We start from the raw sequence: 17765 nt of genomic DNA, 5'->3' as shown, positions 1-17765 counted from the left end.
TACTGAGCGAAGGGAATGCCTCTGCGACGTTATGCTTGATTTAAATAGTTAAGAACGACCTGATGATGATCTTTGGTTTTAAATTTATCAAACACATGAGCAACTTTGCCTTGTTCATCAATTAAAAAACTGAGCCGATGCAGTCCATCGTAAGTTTTACCCATAAACTTTTTCTCTCCCCAAACGCCAAATTGATCCGCCAACTGATGATCTTCATCGGACAATAATGTGAAGTTAAGCTTATCGCGCTCAATAAACTTACCTAACCGAGCTACGGGATCAATGCTTACGCCGAGTACCACGACATTGTGCGCTGCAAGTTCTGCTTGAATGTCACGCAAGCCTTGGGCTTGTACAGTACAGCCCGGTGTCATGGCTTTCGGATAAAAATACAGCAGTACCTTTTTTCCTGCAAAATCTGCCAGTGAGATTGGCTTGCCGTGTTGATCCAGTCGAGTCAGCGTCGGTACTGTTGAACCTACGTGTAGAGGAGTCATGGTGATTATTTTCCTTTTATTGACTGTTTTTTATGAAATTGAGTGAGCCTCGCACATCCAGCTGTTGGCAGAGTGCGGCAAACTCTTCTTGTAATTGCATAAGATTATAGTCGGCATTGACTTGAGCCGTAATCGCAATATGAAATTGATCATGCTCGGTACTGAGTTTTGATTTGTGAATGGTTTGTGCGCTCAGTGAAGCCATACCAATGTGTCGCTCGGCAAAGAAATGGGTAAATTTTTCAGTTAAGCCAAGTTGATCGTCAGATTCGACATACACTTCAACACTATAAGCATAATGTGGCTGATGATGCGGAGAAGTTCGTTTCATCATCGTGATCAGATCTTGTTGTTGTCCGAGTAACGGCAGTGTGCTTTCGACGCGAGTAATGCTGTTTGTATTACCAGAAACCAGCATTATTAAGGTAAATTCATTACCAAATAAAGCAATACGACTATCAATAATGTTACAACCAGCTTGAGTAACCAATTGAACGACTTGGTTACAAACGCCCGCACGGTCAGAGCCTATAGCGGTTATCACGAGATGTTGAATCATAAGGCCACTTAAGTTGAATGTTTTCATTGATGTTAACACAGTTAATAAGCGATATGAAAATCGTACATCTGGTGAATGGTCATGAGTCAATAACTGTTAATCACCTTCTTGCTGGAAGTTGACAATCCGTTGTACAAAACAAGTGTATAACCGACTAGCTTGATGTTGTGAGGCTAGCTACGTTTGTCTAGTCACTCAGCTTGTTTATCGATGCGCATGGCATGCATTCATTTATTTATCGCTGACTTGCAACGCCAAGTCATTTAGGTATATAACCAAACGAAAGAGCCATGCATACTCTCTTTTGCAATCATAACGAGAGTAATAACGTTGGTTTATCTGAACTAACGTTGTATTAATAGATTCTTGGGGGCCCACTGAGTGACTTCGACACGGCTAGGTTCAGTGGCGCTGCTATAAGATTTGATAAATATTCACGGTTAGGTGTCATTTAAGCAGATCTCCCCCCTTGTGTTTTTTAAGTGCCATGCAGTACCATGCAAAAGTTATCAATTTAGGGAGATAGACATGTTTTCAGGAAGTATCGTTGCGTTAATTACGCCTTTCGACCATGACGGTGAAGTAGACTACGTTAGTTTACAAAAACTTGTCGATTATCATGTCGCCGCAGGGACTGACGCCATTGTTTCTGTCGGTACGACAGGCGAGTCATCGACCCTTTCGGTAGAAGAACATGTCAAAGTTGTGGCGAAAACGGTCGAGTTTTCCGCTGGGCGTATTCCCGTTATTGCTGGAACGGGAGCGAATGCGACGCATGAGTCGGTAACGTTTAGTCGTTTACTGAACAATACCGGAATTGCAGGTTATTTGAGTGTGACTCCTTATTATAATAAACCGACGCAAGAGGGATTGTTTCAGCACTATCAAGCGATCAGCCAAGAAACGGATATTCCGGTGATTCTTTATAATGTTCCGAGCCGAACGGCTGTTGACTTAAAACCAGAAACCGTTGCTCGTTTAGCGGAACTAAAAAATATTGTTGCACTCAAAGACGCAACGGGTGATTTAAGTCGTATTGCGTTACATCGTGAGCTTTGCGGTGACCAGTTTGTTTTGCTAAGTGGCGATGACGCTACTGGGCTTGAGTTTGTTAAACTGGGGGGAAGAGGCGTTATCTCGGTTACTAATAATATTGCGGCCGCAGATATGGCTAAAATGATGTCACTTGCGCTTTCTGGCCAGTTTGCAGAAGCGGAAATCATTAATCAACGTTTAATGCCTCTCCATAAGGGGCTGTTTGTTGAGTCTAGCCCTATTCCAGTGAAATGGGCGGCTCATCGATTGGGTTTAATTGCACACGGTCATTTACGTTTACCTTTAACTGAGCTTTCAGAATCCGCTCGCCCGTTTGTTGCCCAAGCTATGACAGAAGCTTGTATTCTATAACGTTTTACGGCTGAGACTCTTCTCAGCAACTTAGGAGTTTCAATGAAGTTATCCCACCAGCTGGTTGTTGGTTCGCTGGCTGTATTGGTGTTGAGTGCTTGTTCAAGTAGTCCGGCACAGCGGCGTCAAGCAAAAAATGATTTTGCTTACTTAGAGACTAAACCATTAACGTCTTGGGTCTTACCTGAAGGCGCGGTACCTCAGTTTTATCCTAACTATACGATTCCTGAAGGACAATTCCCTGGGAAAATCGGCCGAAAAGTGGATATTCGTCCACCTCAACAAATTCTTGAGTTAATTCCTGGCGCCCGTGCGGAACGCCAAAATGGTGAAGTAACCTTGTGGATGATTCGTCAAGATGAAGCCGATAGAGTATGGCAAACGGCATTAACCATGATGGAAGAGCGAGGGATTGGCGCGGTAGAGCAGAGCGATAATCGTGTCGAAACCAGTTGGATTAATTGGGTCTCTGAAGATGAGGACACCACGCTTGGTAGCCGCTATGAGTTAACCCGTGTCGAAGCTAACAACCGTTTTGGTTTTAAAATATCCCTGATAGATTGGCGGGAAGATGGTAAACCAATGCCGGTAACCGCCAGTAATAAAGAGCGTTATAACGCCTTTATGACCAATTTAGTTACTAGCCGTTATGATCAGCAAGTGCGGGAAGAAGCGACGCGTCGAGCGCAAGAGTTAGTCAAGCAGATACCCATCACGATGGGCTCCGACCGTAGTGGTTTGCCGGTGATCATTGCTCGTACACCTTATGATGTGTTATGGCAGCGTATACCGACTTTATTACCTGAGATGGGCTTTACTATTGAAGAGCGTAATCAGTCTCAGGGAACCATTAAAGCGCGTTACGCCTCTCCTGATGATCAATTTTGGCATCATATTGGTGTCAAGCCCATGAATCTAAGGGCGGGCACTTATACTTTCTTGTTTGGTGATTTAGGTAATCGAACGTCAGTCAACGTAACCAACTCGGCAGGTAAACCTGTTGAAGAAGAGTTATTGAAAGAAATGGCTCCAGTTCTGGCTGCGATTGCAGAGAAATAGTTTAATACTGAGTTAAGTTATTACTACGACGAGGGATACTAATGTTAAGTATCCCTCTCTTTTTTAGCTTGTTCTGTTTTTTCTATTTCCTGCTCTGATGGTGTCGGTTCTGAGGAATCAAGTTCGGCAGTGATTGATTGCAGTTTTTTGTCTAGCTCGCTGAGCTTTTCAAAATCTTTTTTTTTGCTCATGGGTTGGAATTTGATTTTGGATAGGTATTTGAGTGCCGCTAAATTACCAATAATCAGGCTCATCGCAGCAATTGAAATCACCCATGGGTTGAATAAAAAGTCCATATCCGTCCTGCCTATGCAATATTGATGATGTACTGATTGTAGATCGTCTCTAGGTTTTGTAATACGGTTTGTTTGCCTAATAGGTCTTCAACTGCTAATTGTTCGGCGAGTACGTCAAGGGTTAATTGTGTTAAGCACCTTTCAGCAGTCAGTCGATGGCTGATATGCCAAGGCTCAAAAGCGACTCCGATACTATTTTGTTGGTAAGGGAAAAAAAATCCAAACGGTTTAATATGCTCTTTTAACCATTGATAGAATGGGCGTTGATGGGCTTGTAAATATTCCCAAGGCTCTAACTGCAATGACTCTCCAGCGGGTAATCCATGGCGATCAAAAACATCAAAATCAGTCCCCCAGTGATGGCGACTTGCGCCAGGTAACGCAGACCAGCGTAAAATAGCCCACACTCGTTGTTCTTCTGAGTAAAGAGAAGTGTCAATAGGTTGGCTATTATCATCTAAGATAGCGAGCTCACCATTCATTTTTCGATTCCATATACTTTGCTGACGCGCAAAAGATCGAAAACCGCTGGCGATATTAAAATTAAACCCAGCTGAGTCGGCCGCTTGTTTTAAAGCCAGCAAATCTTGGCTGACTTGGGGATGAATCCAAAAGTTTTTTTGGCCGACGAGCACCGCATTGAGGTGGTCGTCGGTTTTCCCCGTTAATTGTTTAGGTGACATCATTGGCCGAAAAGGTGCTCCAGCACGTTTTGATACATGTCCGTGAGTTTCTCTAAATCTGCGATGCTGACGCATTCATTGACTTTATGAATAGTGGCATTGACAGGTCCTAACTCGACGACCTGTGCGCCCATCTTGGCAATAAAGCGGCCATCAGAAGTGCCTCCAGTGGTTAATAACTGGGGCTGTTGATGATTGACCTCTTGGACGGCATAAACCACCGCATCGAGTAGCGAGCCAGCATCAGTCAGAAAAGGATCACCACTCAATGTCCATTTTAGCTCATAGTCTAAACCATGCGCATCTAATACCGAGTGCACACGACGTTTGATCTCTTGCTCGGTCAATTCGGTACTAAATCGGAAATTGAATTGCACACTAAATTCACCAGGTATTACATTTGACGCGCCGGTCCCTGCTTGTAAGTTCGGGATTTGGAAGCTGGTTGGCGGAAAGTAAGCATTGCCTTGATCCCACGTGGTCGCTGCGAGTTCCGCTAAAGCCGGTAGCGCTTGATGTACGGGGTTATTCGCTAAATGAGGGTAAGCAACATGGCCTTGTGTTCCTTTAATGGTTAGATCGCCAGTAATCGAACCACGACGCCCATTTTTAACAACATCGCCGACTTTTAAGGTACTAGAAGGTTCGCCGACAATGCACATATCAATCAGCTCATTGCGAGCCATTAACGCATCAACCACTTTAGTGGTCCCGTTAATAAAAGGACCTTCTTCATCAGAGGTAATTAAAAAACCGATGGACCCCTTGTGATTAGGATGTTTCGCTAAAAAGCGTTCTACCGCCACTATCATGCACGCTAATGAGCCTTTCATATCCGCAGCACCACGACCATGCAGATAGCCATCAATGACGGTGGGTTCAAATGGCGGTGTATGCCACTGAAAAAGAGGCCCAGCAGGAACTACATCGGTGTGACCTGCAAAGACAAACAAAGGACCTTCGGTTCCTTTACGAGCCCAAAAGTTGGTCGTATCTTCGAAGACCATCGGCTCAATATTAAAGCCCAACGCGGCAAGTCGTTCAATCATCACCTGTTGGCAACCTGCATCATTTGGGGTGACGGATTCGCGACTGATCAAATCTTTTGCTAGCGCGAGTACGGGGCTATCTATCATCCTTATTGTCCTTGTGGTGATGGAAAAAGAGTGGCGTAATCATCGGTGCTAAAACCGACATAGAGTAATTTTTCGATACGTAAAATAGGGCGTTTAATCATCGCAGGTTGCTCAAGCAACAAAGGCAGAGCGGTCGTTTCATTGAGGTTCTCTTTTTGCTGTGGGCTCAATTGGCGATAAGTCGTTCCCCGTTTATTGATCACATTTTGCCAACCGAGCGCTTGAAAAAACTCATCGATTAATTCAGCAGTAATACCATCTTTTCGGTAATCATGAAATTGATATTCGACCCCCTTGGCGTCTAACCATTTTCGCGCTTTTTTGATGGTGTCGCAGTTGGGGATACCGTAAAGAGTAATAAGCATAAGGTTCCTTTTCCTCGCTCTGGTGCCAATTTATCGTCATCATTGGCTGGTTAATCATTGGTATGAACTCAGTGTTCAAATCCTAACAGGAAGCGCAAGTAGTGACAAAAAAACCTATTGATGATTTGGTTGAGTGTGCACAAATACTATGCGGATAGCACGTGGGAGATAAGAAAGTGGTTCTGTAGCGCTATCGATTGGCCTGTTATTGATCGAACGCAACATCTTAACTGACAAAACAGAAATAATGCACTCTGCACCATTTAGGAGGTATCAATGGAATTGAGTCCTGTTTTTGCAAGGCGGTTATATCTTGCTTTATTAGTTGAAAGTCTTGAACGACCAAATGTCCCTAAGTTAATTGAAAAAACCGGATGGCCACGTCGCACCATTCAGGATGTGATCAAAGCGATGCCGGGGATCGGAATTGAGCTCAGCTTTGTTCAAGATGGACGTCGTCATAATGATGGCTATTATCGGTTATCGGATTGGGGGCCGTTTGATAGTCAATGGGTCATCGAACGCCGAGCTGCTATTGCAGCAAGCCTTGGGTTTCATGCTTAAGCCAGCCTACGCTGGCTTTTTTTATTCGTTGGTTTTTGTGGCAATATAAACAATAAAACCTATCCAACTGATGATTAACAGTGCCCAAGGTAACCACAACATTGATTTTTCGCTGGGTTGGGCCGTGGGGGGCATGACTTGTTCCGTAGTCTTCTCTACCGTACTCTTTAACTGCTGCAACTTTTTTTTGGCTCTATCGGCTTGACGGCTTTTCTCTTTTTGTTGTTTCTTATAGAGCGCAATGCCTCTTTCAATGCCTTGTGCAATTAACTTGGTTTGTTCTTTCGTTTGGCCCGGTTTTTGTGAGGCTTTAGCAATGGCTTGTGCTTCTTGCTGAGTTTGTGGTGACGGAATAATGGTCTGTTTCATTAATAACCCCTTTTCAATATCGATCAGATTAACATGCCTTGATTCATTTCCTCAACTGAGGACGAGTAAGGTTAAAACTTGAGTTGTTAAGGCATAGGCGACGAGCAAGGATTACGTTAAAGTAGCAGGCGTAATAGTATGAATTATGATGAATTATGCGATATCCGATCGAACACTATGACCGTTATGGTTACCTTAATGCTTCGTTATGGCTCTGGCTAGGCTGGTTGTTTTTAGCTCGCGCTTGGGTCGTTTTTGTGGTGGCTGGAGTAAGCCGAGAACATGGTTCAACCATTTTGAACTTTGTGTATCCTGACCACAACATGTTGTATTTAGGATTGCTTACGGGGCTACCTAGCTTACTATTAATGTGGCTTATTCACCTTCGGCAAGAGCAGCGGCGTTTGCTTGTTGCCTATTTCCGTTTCGGGCGCGCCATGACCCTTTGTGTTCTGATTATTCAATTAGTACAAACGGGTTATCATGTTTATTTGGATAATGGCAGATTTCAATGGGCCAATGCGCTGACGCTGCTCATCTTACTGTGGTTTGGCTTTTACTTGATACGTAGTCGTCGGGTTAAAGCGTGTTTTAATTCTACAGATCCACTGAGTTGACGGTTATTGATTGCCAAGTTAAATCTACCTTATCGAGTGGTCTTCTTATTTCATTGCCGATCATCAATGCTGTTCTGCATTATGACTCAAGATTTTTTTCATTTTGTCGATACTCTGATTAACTACCTGTTTACAAGGCAATTTGATAAAACAGCATGTCTCTTTCGGTCAACACCAATGTTTCGGCGCTAGTTGCTCAGCGGCACCTTAACCAAGCGTCAGTAGCCCTTCAGCAATCACTGGATCGATTATCTTCTGGTAAACGAATTAATCGAGCTAAAGATGATGTCGCTGGGTTGCAAATCTCCAATCGATTAGAAACACAGATGCGAGGTTTAGGCGTCGCAGCGCGTAATGCGAATGACGGTATTTCGATCATGCAAACCGCAGAAGGTGGAATGCAAGAAACAACAACCCTTTTGCAGCGAATGCGCGATCTCTCCTTACAGTCAGCGAATGGCTCGAATAGCCAAGCTGAGCGACGAGCACTCCAAGAAGAAATGAGTGCTTTGAATGATGAAATAAACCGAATTGCAGAAACCACCTCTTTTGCGGGGCAAAAATTACTCAATGGACGTTTTGGTTCGGCTTCTTTTCAGATTGGTGCGGCCTCTGGAGAGGCGGTACAAGTCGGTTTGAAATCGATGCGGAGTGACCAGTTGCTGATGGGCGGCTTTAAATATGTTTCTCTGCCTAAAGGTTCGGATTGGCAAGTTGAACAAGGGAATCACCAGTTGTCTATTTCGTTTATGAATCGCGCAGGCATAACGGAAACTGTCGATATTCAGGCTAAAGTCGGTGATAACATCGAGTCATTAGCGACTTATATTAATGGTCAAACCGATAAGCTGTCGGCTTCGGTTGATGAACATGGGCAGTTACAGATTTATTTCGAAAATCAACATAGCCATTTTATTCACGGCCAGCCTTATTTTTCAGGTGGTTTGGCTGACCAGCTACAGCTTACCTTTGGAAAGTATGAAACCGTCAATGATCTTGATATCACCACCGTTGGTGGCGCGCAAAGTGCTGTCGCTGTGATTGATACCGCATTGCAGTATGTCGATAGCCATCGCGCTGAATTAGGTGCTCTCCAAAATCGTTTTTATCATGCCATTAATAACCTTGATAATATGCATGAGCAATTAGCTGCCTCAAATAGCCGGATCAAAGATACTGACTTTGCTAAAGAAACCACTCAAATGGTTAAACAGCAAATACTGCAACAAGTCAGCACGTCGATTCTTAGCCAAGCGAAAAAACAGCCTCATCTCGCCTTGTCTTTACTGAAGAATTAAAAAAACAATCTTTATCGACAGGTCATTTAAAAGCTTGAGTGAAAAAAATACCTTTTTTGTGATTTTATCCTATTTGGTGCGTTTTTAACCACAAAGTGAGTTTTTTTAAAGAAAAGCAAAAAAAATTCTAAAGGTTTTTCAGAACACGCCGCTAAGAAAATAACTTTGAGAGAACTACCTTGGTTTTACGAGACGTCGAAAACCGGAAACATCGGAAAATCAATTGGAGAAATTACCATGGCAGTGAATGTAAATACCAACGTAGCCGCAATGACCGCACAACGTTACCTAAATAGCGCGACTAATGCGCAACAAACGTCGATGGAGCGTCTATCTTCTGGTTTTAAGATCAACAGCGCTAAAGATGATGCTGCTGGTCTACAAATCTCTAACCGTTTAAATGTACAAAGTCGTGGTTTAGATGTCGCAGTGCGTAATGCTAATGATGGTATCTCTATCGCCCAAACTGCAGAAGGTGCGATGAATGAGTCCACCAATATTCTACAACGTATTCGTGATCTATCATTGCAATCGGCCAATGGTTCTAACTCAAAATCAGAACGTGTTGCGATTCAAGAAGAAGTGACGGCGTTGAATGATGAGCTCAATCGTATCGCTGAAACGACTTCTTTCGGTGGTAACCGTCTACTGAATGGTACGTTCCAAACCAAAGCATTCCAAATTGGTTCGAACAGTGGTGAAGCCGTCATGTTGACTCTTAACGACATGCGCAGTGATAACGCTAAAATGGGTGGTACTAGTTATGTGGCGGCTACTGAAGCCGATAAAAACTGGACCGTCAGTGATGGTAACAATGAACTAACTTTGACACTTAATGATGTGAATGGTGTGGAGCAGACCATTAATATCAGTGCTAAAGTTGGCGATGATATTGAAGAGCTGGCTACTTACATCAATGGTCAAACCGACCTAGTTCAAGCTTCAGTCAATGAAAAAGGGCAACTGCAGGTTTTCACTGGTAATCATAAAGTTGACGGAGACGTAACCTTTAGTGGTACGTTAGCGACTGAGCTGGCGATGGGTGCTGGACAAGCCGTTACCGTGAATACCATTGATGTCACCAGTGTTGGGGGCGCTCAAGAGTCTGTTGCTATCGTGGATGCAGCGTTACAGTATGTCGATAGTCATCGAGCCGAACTTGGTGCATTCCAAAACCGCTTTAACCATGCTATCAACAACTTGGATAACATTAACGAGAACGTTAATGCGTCGAAGAGCCGTATTAAGGATACTGATTTTGCGAAGGAAACCACAGCGTTGACCAAAGCGCAAATCCTTGGTCAAGCTTCAAGCTCTATCTTAGCTCAAGCTAAACAGGCACCGAATGCCGCGTTAAGTTTACTTGGTTAATTATCCAAATACTGACTAAAAATCCAGCTTCGGCTGGATTTTTTTATGTTTGAAATTGAGCAAGGTGGGGCTGTTTCTTGTAATCTTTAGCTATAGATGAGTGTTATTTTTTGAACTGGATCATCTTTTTGCTATGAAAAGAAAAAAAATGAAAAAATGTCTACTCTTTCCCTAAAGGATATTGAATCTAGGCCGTTAAAGGATACGAGAGAAATGAGGTATACCGACGAGAGGTGAGAGACTTGAAGGTATGCCAACTATCCGCCTAAGGAGATCAAACTATGGCAATTAACGTAAACACCAATGTGTCGGCGATGACCGCACAACGCCACTTGAACAGTGCGGCTGACGGTGTGCAAAAATCAATGGAACGCCTATCATCGGGGTATCGTATTAACAGTGCTCGTGATGATGCAGCAGGCCTACAAATCTCAAACCGATTGACTTCGCAAAGCCGTGGACTTGATGTCGCGGTACGCAATGCTAATGATGGGATCTCTATTGCTCAAACCGCTGAAGGTGCGATGGGCGAAAGTACCAATATTTTGCAGCGTATGCGAGATCTCGCACTGCAATCTTCTAATGGTTCAAACTCACGCTCTGAGCGTGTGGCGATTCAAGAAGAAGTTACGGCCCTTAACCAAGAGCTTAACCGGATTGCGGAAAGTACCTCCTTTGGTGGTAACCGGCTGCTGAACGGCACTTTTGGTAGTAAATCTTTCCAAATTGGTGCTGAGTCAGGGGAAGCGGTACTGTTAACCATGGGAAGTTTGCGTTCTGATACTGCGGAGATGGGCGGAAGAGCTTATCGAGCAGAAACAGGCCAAACGCCAGATTGGAGAGTCACCACTGCGACAGAACTCACGCTTAACTACACAGATAAACAGGGTGAAGCGCGAGAAATCACTATTAACGCTAAAGTCGGTGATGATCTTGAAGAGGTCGCGACTTACATCAATGGTCAAAGTGAAGATATCAATGCTTCCGTCGGTGAAGATGGCAAGCTTCAGTTGTATGCCTCTTCGCAAAAAGTAACCGGTGATGTGACGATAGCTGGCGATCTTGCTACCGAAATCGGTTTTGGCGCAGGACAAGATGTTAACGTTAAAAACATTGATGTCACTACTGTTGCTGGTTCACAAGAAGCGATTGCTATTCTTGATGGCGCACTGAAGTCGGTGGATAGCCAGCGAGCTTCATTAGGTGCTTTTCAAAACCGATTCTCTCATGCGATTAATAACTTAGAGAATACCAATGAAAACGTTAATGCCTCACGCAGCCGTATTCAAGATACAGATTACGCACGTGAAACAACGGCAATGACTAAAGCGCAAATTTTGCAACAAGCGAGTACCTCAGTATTGGCTCAAGCGAAGCAGTCACCATCTGCAGCTCTTAGCCTGTTAGGTTAACTGACAGGTGCAATGGGCAGCATGGGTAGCTGAAAGCGCGATTAGCGATTAAGCTACCTATAAGGTGGAAGGGAGATTGTTATGGAAGTACCATCCTACACATCGAACATCCAGCCTTACGGCTCGCAAAGTGGCACTAAACTTGCTTCAGGAAACGACAGCGTGGTAAGTGCTTCTTCGCAGGAGAGTCACCGTTCGGTGCGCAAGACTGAAAAAGTCAATGCGCAAGTGTCTGAACAACTAAAACGCAACCAAGAACAAGCGTTGCAAGCCGCGATTAAACAATCTCAAGAAAGAGAGCGGATAAACGAGCAGCAACGCGCAGTGGTTATTGAGAAAATGGACGAGTTTGTTAATTCGATCAATAAAGGTTTGGCGTTTCGGGTTGATGAAGAATCCGGACGGGATGTTGTGACGATTTATGAAGCCTCTACGGGTGACATTATTCGGCAGATCCCTGAAGAAGAAATGCTTGAAGTATTACGGCGTCTCTCTCGTGAGCAGAGTCCAAAGTCAGGCTTGCTGGTGATTAAGGCGTAATCGTATGATTGAGGTGATTGGATGAGTTTAGGCCCAATGGGGATGAACACTGGTTTTGATATCAATAGCGTTGTAAGGACGATTGTTGATGCTGAGCGTATACCAAAACAGCAAAGCATTGATAATAAGCGCTATGATAATGAAGCCAGTATTAGTGCCTATGGCAGGCTCAGAGAATCACTGGATACCATGCGAAATCTCATGGCGAACTTTCGTCAAGAGAAAGCGTTTGCTGTGCGCAAAGTTGACACTTCTGATGACCAGATTGTTTCTGCAACCGCTTCAACCGATGCGATTGCTGGGAGATACTCAGTCGATGTGTTGCAGCTTGCTCAAAGCCATAAAATTGCGTCAGAGGTTATACCGAGTGACACAAGATTTGGTGAGGGTAAGCTGCAAATTTCTCTCGGGAAAAGACAATTTACAGTTGATGTTGCTAATAATTCTCGGCTGACAGATGTGATACGAGAGATTAATGGCCATAAAAATAACCCCGGTGTGCGAGCGTCGATCATCAATGATGTCGAAGGGCCTCGGCTGATCATTGCTTCGAATTTATCGGGTGAAAAACACCAAATTTCAATTCAAGCGCAAGCTGAGTCTGGTAATCCGTTAAAACGCTTGGAGTATAAAACTTTAGAGCAAAGGGTTAAAGATTTAGAGAAAGCACGAGCTGAAGCGCAACAAATTATTGCTCCTTTGACGGCTGAGCAGCAAGAAATCGCGGCACAAGTGGCTGAAAAAATTGGTGCGGCCGCACGTGCTGTGGATAGCGAGCTCGCGGCTCAAGCTGAGCAAGTGGTCTCAACAACACAAGAGCTCGATGATGTCTCAAGTGCTGGCATAAAGGCTGCAGAAGAGGCTAATCGTTATTTAAGACCTGAGGAGCGCATTCCCGGTTGGACCGAAACTGCCTCAGGTACCTTGCTTGACTCTTACTCTGAACCTCAACCGGAACCCGATGAAAATGGCTTAGCAAAGGCCGCCGATATTCCTGGTTGGAGTAATACCGCGTCAGGCACGTTGCTTGATTCTTATGTGACGCCTAAAGAAGCCCAAGCCAAAATTGATGCCAAACTTGCCCAAGAGCAAGCCGCAATACAAGAAGCGATAAAAAGCGGCAATATGACTCCGGAGGAGGCAAAAGCCGCTGAAAGAGCCAAGTTATCTGCTGAAGAGCTTGCTGTTTTTGAAAAGATGGAACAAGTTCAAGCTCAATTAAAAGCCGCGCAGCACTCTTTTGATGAATATCAAGGGATGATCCAAGTTCAAGCTGGGCAAGATTCTTTGGTCCTACTTGATGGGATCGCGACATTATCCAGTGAAAATAACATAATTGAAAATGCTATCGATGGCGTTAATCTTACTCTTAAAGGTCGACATGACGCCAATCAACGGCCAGCAGAAATTGGCATAGAGTACGATAGGGATAGTGTTCGTCAAGACATTGAGCAATTCGTTGCGGCTTACAATCAATTTTATCAAATCAGTAAAGAATTATCGGCTGTCGATCCAAGGACAGGCCGCGCTGGACCGCTTGCTGGAGATAGCATTGTTCGTAGTGCCGATTCACGACTTAAATCGGTTTTTTCATCACCAATTGAACAAGGGCCTGAGCAGCTCAAAAGTTTGACGGAATTAGGGATTACTACCACCCGTCAAGGGAACTTAGAGATTAACTATGCTATGCTCAATCGCCAGTTGAATAATAATTTTAATCAACTGGGTGATTTTTTTGGTGGTAATCAAGGCTTTGCTCGACGAGTCGAAGAGGCGATTCAAGGTTTGACCGGAGCGACCGGCTCGATTAGAACTCGTGAGAACAGTATTACTGAGCAGAATCGTCGATTAGTCAATGATCAAGATGCATTGGATCGCCGTATGGATGGGTTAGAAAAACGAACTCATGCGAAATTTGCAGCCATGCAGGATGCGACAGGTAAGATGCAGTCTCAACTTGCAGGTATGATGAATGCACTGGGTTAATGGCATGCAGGCCGATCTACAAGCGTTATTTGATATTAATCAACAAATAAAAGAAAAGTTAACTATTGACGACATTAACACTGAAGAAATTCATCGCTTGGTCGATAATAGGGAACAACTGTTAGCGGTATTACTGAGTTATATCGTAGATAATCCGCAGTTTGCGCAGTCCGATGAATGGCAGAGCGCGATCCAAGAGACACAACATCTTGTTGAAATGATGCAGTCTAAAACCCTATCGATTGGTAACTCATTACGTCAATATCGATACGGTAATAAATCGCTTCAACAATACAAAAAGTTTTTATAAAGAGGAAGACTATGCGTGGTTCTTTACAGGCGTACAAAAAAGTATCAGTGGATAGCCAGCTCAGTGCGGCCTCACCGCATAAAATCGTCCAGATGCTGATGGCCGGAGCCATAGAGCGTTTGATTCAAGGAAAAGCGGCAATGCAGCAAGGCAACATCCCTGTTAAAGGTGAGCGTTTAGGCAAGGCTCTGGACATCATTATTAGTTTGCGTGGCTGTTTGTCGATGGACGATGGCGGGGATATTGCAAAAAACCTTGATCAATTGTATGAATTTATGATCACGCAAATCACTACTGCGAACCACAAAAACGAGCCGCAACCACTCGATGATGTGATAGATATTCTGCGTGAAATCAAGTCTGCATGGGATCAAATCCCTACTGAATATCATAACTTGACCGCAAGTGATGTAGGGATATAAGTTTTATCTTAAACTTTTAACCGATATCACACCAACTAAATGCTTGGTTGCCTTATTTTTTTAATTAAATAGAATAGAAGCCACTAACTAGCCAAGTGGCTTTTTTTGTTGCTGAATTTCACACGTTGTCTATTGTTTACTACTGTTGACTGTACAATTTAGTCAAAAGGAGTAAATGATTGGTAATGGTGCAACCACAACGTCCCTAAATTAAGGCAAATATTCTCACCTATGCAAGGTTTAGCAAAACTACTTGTCATCGAAGACGATCCTGAAATTCGTCAAAGTTTTCGTACAATATTAGAATTTGTCGGGGAGCAATGTGAGGTTATTGACTCTTCTCAAGCTCGGTTGATTGATTGGTCAACTTCATGGGCGGGATGTATTTTAGGCTCGATTAGCGCTCCTTTGTTATCAGATGAGCTGACACAAGCGTTGAGTCAAGCTAACCATATACCGTTACTTGTGGCAAACCAACACCATTTTTCTGTTGAATATTTCCCCCAATTTATTGGTGAATTAGAGTTTCCACTTAACTACCCACAACTCAGCGATGCGTTGCGTCATTGTAAAGAATTCTTAGGCCGTAAAGGCATAGCACTATCAGCACCTTCACGAAATAATGCTTTATTTCGTAGTTTAGTCGGGCAGAGTCTTGGTATTCAAGATGTCCGTCACTTGATTGAGCCAGTGGCAAATACGGAAGCGAATGTGTTGATCTTAGGTGAATCCGGTACCGGTAAAGAGGTGGTTGCGCGCAATATTCATTACCATTCCTCGCGCCGTAAAGGTCCTTTTGTGCCGATTAACTGCGGAGCCATTCCTGCTGAATTATTAGAGAGCGAACTGTTTGGTCATGAAAAGGGATCGTTTACTGGGGCGATCACCTCACGTAAAGGACGTTTTGAGCTCGCTGAAGGCGGAACCTTATTCCTCGATGAAATAGGTGATATGCCAACGAATATGCAGGTTAAGTTATTGCGAGTATTGCAAGAGCGATGCTTTGAGCGAGTAGGAGGCAATTCAACTATTAAAGCAGATGTGAGAATTATTGCAGCGACTCATCGCGATTTGGACAGCATGATCACTGAACAACGTTTTCGAGAAGATCTGTATTACCGTTTAAACGTTTTTCCTATTGAGATGCCAGCCTTAAAGGATCGTAAAGAAGATATTCCTTTGTTACTGCAAGAGCTGATGACTCGTATGGAAGCCGAAGGCGGCTCACCAATTTGTTTTACCCCTCGAGCGATCAATTCATTGATGGAGCATGATTGGCCAGGTAATGTTCGTGAATTAGCGAATTTGGTTGAACGAATGGTGATTTTGTACCCTAATAGTTTGGTCGATGTGAATCATTTACCAACGAAATACCGCTACAGTGATATACCAGAGTTTCAGCCTGAACCGTGTCGTTTTAGCTCCGTTGAAGAGCAAGAGCGTGACGTATTAGAAGATATTTTTTCAGAAAACTTTACCTTCGAATCTCATAATGATCTCAATGGTCATTTTGATGCCGCAAAGTCATTACCACCGGAGGGGGTGAATTTGAAAGAGCTGCTTGCTGATCTTGAAGTAAGTCTAATTAATCAAGCGCTTGATGCCCACAGTGGAATTGTTGCTCGTGCAGCAGATATGTTAGGCATGCGTCGTACGACATTGGTTGAGAAAATGCGTAAGTATAATATGCAGCGCTAAAGCGAGTTTTTGGCGTGGTCAATAAATTGACTATCGTTAATGCATTGAAATTATTGAATAATAGTCTGGCTTGCATTTTGCATTTCAGACTATTGTTGTATATTAAGGCAAGATTTCGACGATGAATGATCCCGTACACAAACAACAGTCACATTTAGACTCTTTAGAAGATCAGGTTGAGCGTTATAAACAAGTGCTCGATGTGATGCCTGCGGGGGTGATTTTATTGGATACTCAAGGGATTGTGCGTGAAGCGAACCCTGAGGCACAACGCTTATTACAAGTTCCGTTACTTGGCGAAAAATGGTACAGCGTGATTCAAGTAGCTTTTGCTCCCCGTGAGGATGACGGTCATGAAATCTCGTTACGTAATGGTCGAAAAGTTCGTTTAGCCATTTCTGCGTCAACCACTGGTCAACTTATCCTGATCACCGATTTAACTGAAACTCGCTTATTACAATCTCGAATTGGTGATTTACAGCGTTTATCGTCTTTGGGACGGATGGTCGCATCGTTAGCCCATCAAGTGAGAACGCCATTATCGAGTGCCATGCTCTATGCTTCTAATTTAGCTGCAGCGAATTTACCGAGTGCTACTCGCGAACGATTCCAATCTAAACTGATTGATCGATTACACGATTTAGAAAAGCAAGTAAACGACATGTTGCTGTTTGCCAAGGGGGGCGATAATCGAGTCATCCAACCCTTTTCTGTGGCTGAATTGGTGGCAGAGTTCTCACCTATGATTGAAACGGCGTTAAAAAATAATCAAATCGATTATGATTTACAGGTTGAGCAAGAAGATACCGTACTATTAGGTAATGCCAACGCATTGGCTTCTGCTATCAGTAATTTAGTCATGAATGCCATTCAGATTATTGGTAAAGGGGCGCAAATTGATGTTTTCTTTCGTGTCGTTAATGATGAGTTGAAAATATCAGTACAAGATAACGGGCCCGGTATCGCGCCTGAGCTGCACCATAAAATTATGGAGCCTTTTTTTACAACTCGTTCACAAGGTACAGGGCTTGGACTGGCCGTGGTGCAAATGGTCTGCCGTGCTCATGATGGACGACTAGAATTGCTGTCGCAGCTCGGTGAAGGCGCTTGTTTCACTCTGTGTCTTCCGATTGAACGTCAATCCCCCTCACCTCAACCAGATAATGGAGAATGATC

The 17765-nt window shown here is 43.7% G+C and carries 20 protein-coding genes; 13 read left to right on the top strand and 7 right to left on the bottom strand.

Going from position 1 to position 17765, the window contains the following annotated elements; translation table 11 throughout:
• Positions 1–29: 29 nt before the first annotated feature.
• Together bcp and BSR11_RS08215 are read right to left on the bottom strand one after the other, a co-directional pair.
• Positions 30–497: a thioredoxin-dependent thiol peroxidase gene (gene bcp / locus BSR11_RS08220; protein ID WP_072669931.1), complete on the bottom strand. Its 468-nt coding sequence runs from the start codon at positions 495–497 to the stop codon at positions 30–32.
• A 16-nt stretch (positions 498–513) separates the two neighbouring features.
• Positions 514–1056: a glycine cleavage system transcriptional repressor gene (locus tag BSR11_RS08215; RefSeq protein ID WP_072669930.1), complete on the bottom strand. Its 543-nt coding sequence runs from the start codon at positions 1054–1056 to the stop codon at positions 514–516.
• Between the two features lie 528 nt (positions 1057–1584).
• Here BSR11_RS08215 and dapA point away from each other — a divergent pair.
• On the top strand, positions 1585–2463 hold the full coding sequence (gene dapA, locus BSR11_RS08210; RefSeq protein ID WP_072669929.1) for a 4-hydroxy-tetrahydrodipicolinate synthase: 879 nt from the start codon (positions 1585–1587) through the stop codon (positions 2461–2463).
• Between the two features lie 42 nt (positions 2464–2505).
• Entirely contained in the window at positions 2506–3522 is a 1017-nt protein-coding gene (gene bamC, locus BSR11_RS08205; RefSeq protein ID WP_072669928.1) for an outer membrane protein assembly factor BamC, read from the top strand.
• 44 nt (positions 3523–3566) lie between these two features.
• Here the strand turns inward: bamC and BSR11_RS08200 are convergent, their stop codons facing one another.
• The 4 genes from BSR11_RS08200 to BSR11_RS08185 are packed head-to-tail and all read right to left on the bottom strand — an operon-like array spanning position 3567 to position 6002.
• Entirely contained in the window at positions 3567–3818 is a 252-nt protein-coding gene (locus tag BSR11_RS08200) for a DUF2897 family protein (protein ID WP_072669927.1), read from the bottom strand.
• An 11-nt stretch (positions 3819–3829) separates the two neighbouring features.
• Complete coding sequence (locus tag BSR11_RS08195) at positions 3830–4501, bottom strand: M15 family metallopeptidase (RefSeq protein ID WP_181397477.1); 672 nt, start codon at positions 4499–4501, stop codon at positions 3830–3832.
• Positions 4501–5637 (bottom strand): succinyl-diaminopimelate desuccinylase, encoded by a 1137-nt coding sequence (dapE, locus tag BSR11_RS08190; protein WP_072669925.1) that lies wholly within the window; start codon positions 5635–5637, stop codon positions 4501–4503. The genes BSR11_RS08195 and dapE overlap by 1 nt, the downstream gene beginning before the upstream one ends.
• Before the next feature lie 2 nt (positions 5638–5639).
• The gene (locus BSR11_RS08185; RefSeq protein ID WP_072669924.1) at positions 5640–6002 is read right to left on the bottom strand and encodes an ArsC family reductase; all 363 of its coding nucleotides are present in this window, start codon (positions 6000–6002) and stop codon (positions 5640–5642) included.
• Between the two features lie 276 nt (positions 6003–6278).
• On the opposite strand from BSR11_RS08185, the gene BSR11_RS08180 reads away from it, so the two are divergent.
• The gene (locus tag BSR11_RS08180; protein ID WP_072669923.1) at positions 6279–6566 is read left to right on the top strand and encodes a winged helix-turn-helix domain-containing protein; all 288 of its coding nucleotides are present in this window, start codon (positions 6279–6281) and stop codon (positions 6564–6566) included.
• 21 nt (positions 6567–6587) lie between these two features.
• On the opposite strand, the gene BSR11_RS08175 is transcribed toward BSR11_RS08180, so the two are convergent.
• Positions 6588–6935, bottom strand: a complete 348-nt coding sequence (locus BSR11_RS08175; RefSeq protein WP_072669922.1) for a DUF2956 domain-containing protein — start codon at positions 6933–6935, stop codon at positions 6588–6590.
• A gap of 155 nt (positions 6936–7090) precedes the next feature.
• Between BSR11_RS08175 and BSR11_RS08170 the strand changes: the two genes are divergently transcribed.
• The 10 genes from BSR11_RS08170 (at position 7091) to BSR11_RS08125 (ending at position 17763) form a co-directional block, all read left to right on the top strand.
• Positions 7091–7552: a DUF2919 domain-containing protein gene (locus tag BSR11_RS08170; RefSeq protein WP_072669921.1), complete on the top strand. Its 462-nt coding sequence runs from the start codon at positions 7091–7093 to the stop codon at positions 7550–7552.
• A gap of 155 nt (positions 7553–7707) precedes the next feature.
• Positions 7708–8850, top strand: a complete 1143-nt coding sequence (locus BSR11_RS08165) for a flagellin (protein WP_072669920.1) — start codon at positions 7708–7710, stop codon at positions 8848–8850.
• Positions 8851–9087: 237 nt separating this feature from the next.
• Positions 9088–10221, top strand: coding sequence for a flagellin (locus tag BSR11_RS08160; protein ID WP_072669919.1), 1134 nt, complete (start codon positions 9088–9090; stop codon positions 10219–10221).
• A gap of 281 nt (positions 10222–10502) precedes the next feature.
• Positions 10503–11633 carry a flagellin gene (locus tag BSR11_RS08155; protein ID WP_072669918.1) on the top strand — a complete coding sequence of 377 codons (1131 nt, stop codon included), beginning with the start codon at positions 10503–10505 and terminating at the stop codon, positions 11631–11633.
• 81 nt (positions 11634–11714) lie between these two features.
• Positions 11715–12173, top strand: coding sequence for a flagellar protein FlaG (gene flaG / locus BSR11_RS08150; RefSeq protein WP_072669917.1), 459 nt, complete (start codon positions 11715–11717; stop codon positions 12171–12173).
• A 21-nt stretch (positions 12174–12194) separates the two neighbouring features.
• Positions 12195–14159, top strand: a complete 1965-nt coding sequence (gene fliD / locus BSR11_RS08145) for a flagellar filament capping protein FliD (protein ID WP_072669916.1) — start codon at positions 12195–12197, stop codon at positions 14157–14159.
• Between the two features lie 4 nt (positions 14160–14163).
• A complete protein-coding gene (locus tag BSR11_RS08140) occupies positions 14164–14469 on the top strand; it encodes a flagellar protein FliT (protein ID WP_072670064.1) in 306 nt (101 codons plus the stop codon).
• Between the two features lie 11 nt (positions 14470–14480).
• Entirely contained in the window at positions 14481–14891 is a 411-nt protein-coding gene (fliS, locus tag BSR11_RS08135) for a flagellar export chaperone FliS (protein ID WP_072669915.1), read from the top strand.
• A 231-nt stretch (positions 14892–15122) separates the two neighbouring features.
• Positions 15123–16589, top strand: coding sequence for a sigma-54 dependent transcriptional regulator (locus BSR11_RS08130; protein ID WP_072669914.1), 1467 nt, complete (start codon positions 15123–15125; stop codon positions 16587–16589).
• Positions 16590–16710: 121 nt separating this feature from the next.
• Positions 16711–17763, top strand: coding sequence for a sensor histidine kinase (locus BSR11_RS08125; protein WP_072669913.1), 1053 nt, complete (start codon positions 16711–16713; stop codon positions 17761–17763).
• Positions 17764–17765 lie beyond the last annotated feature (2 nt).

The organism is Vibrio injensis (genome assembly GCF_001895205.1).
Lineage (GTDB): Bacteria > Pseudomonadota > Gammaproteobacteria > Enterobacterales > Vibrionaceae > Vibrio > Vibrio injensis.
This window is presented reverse-complemented; position numbering and strand designations above follow the sequence as displayed.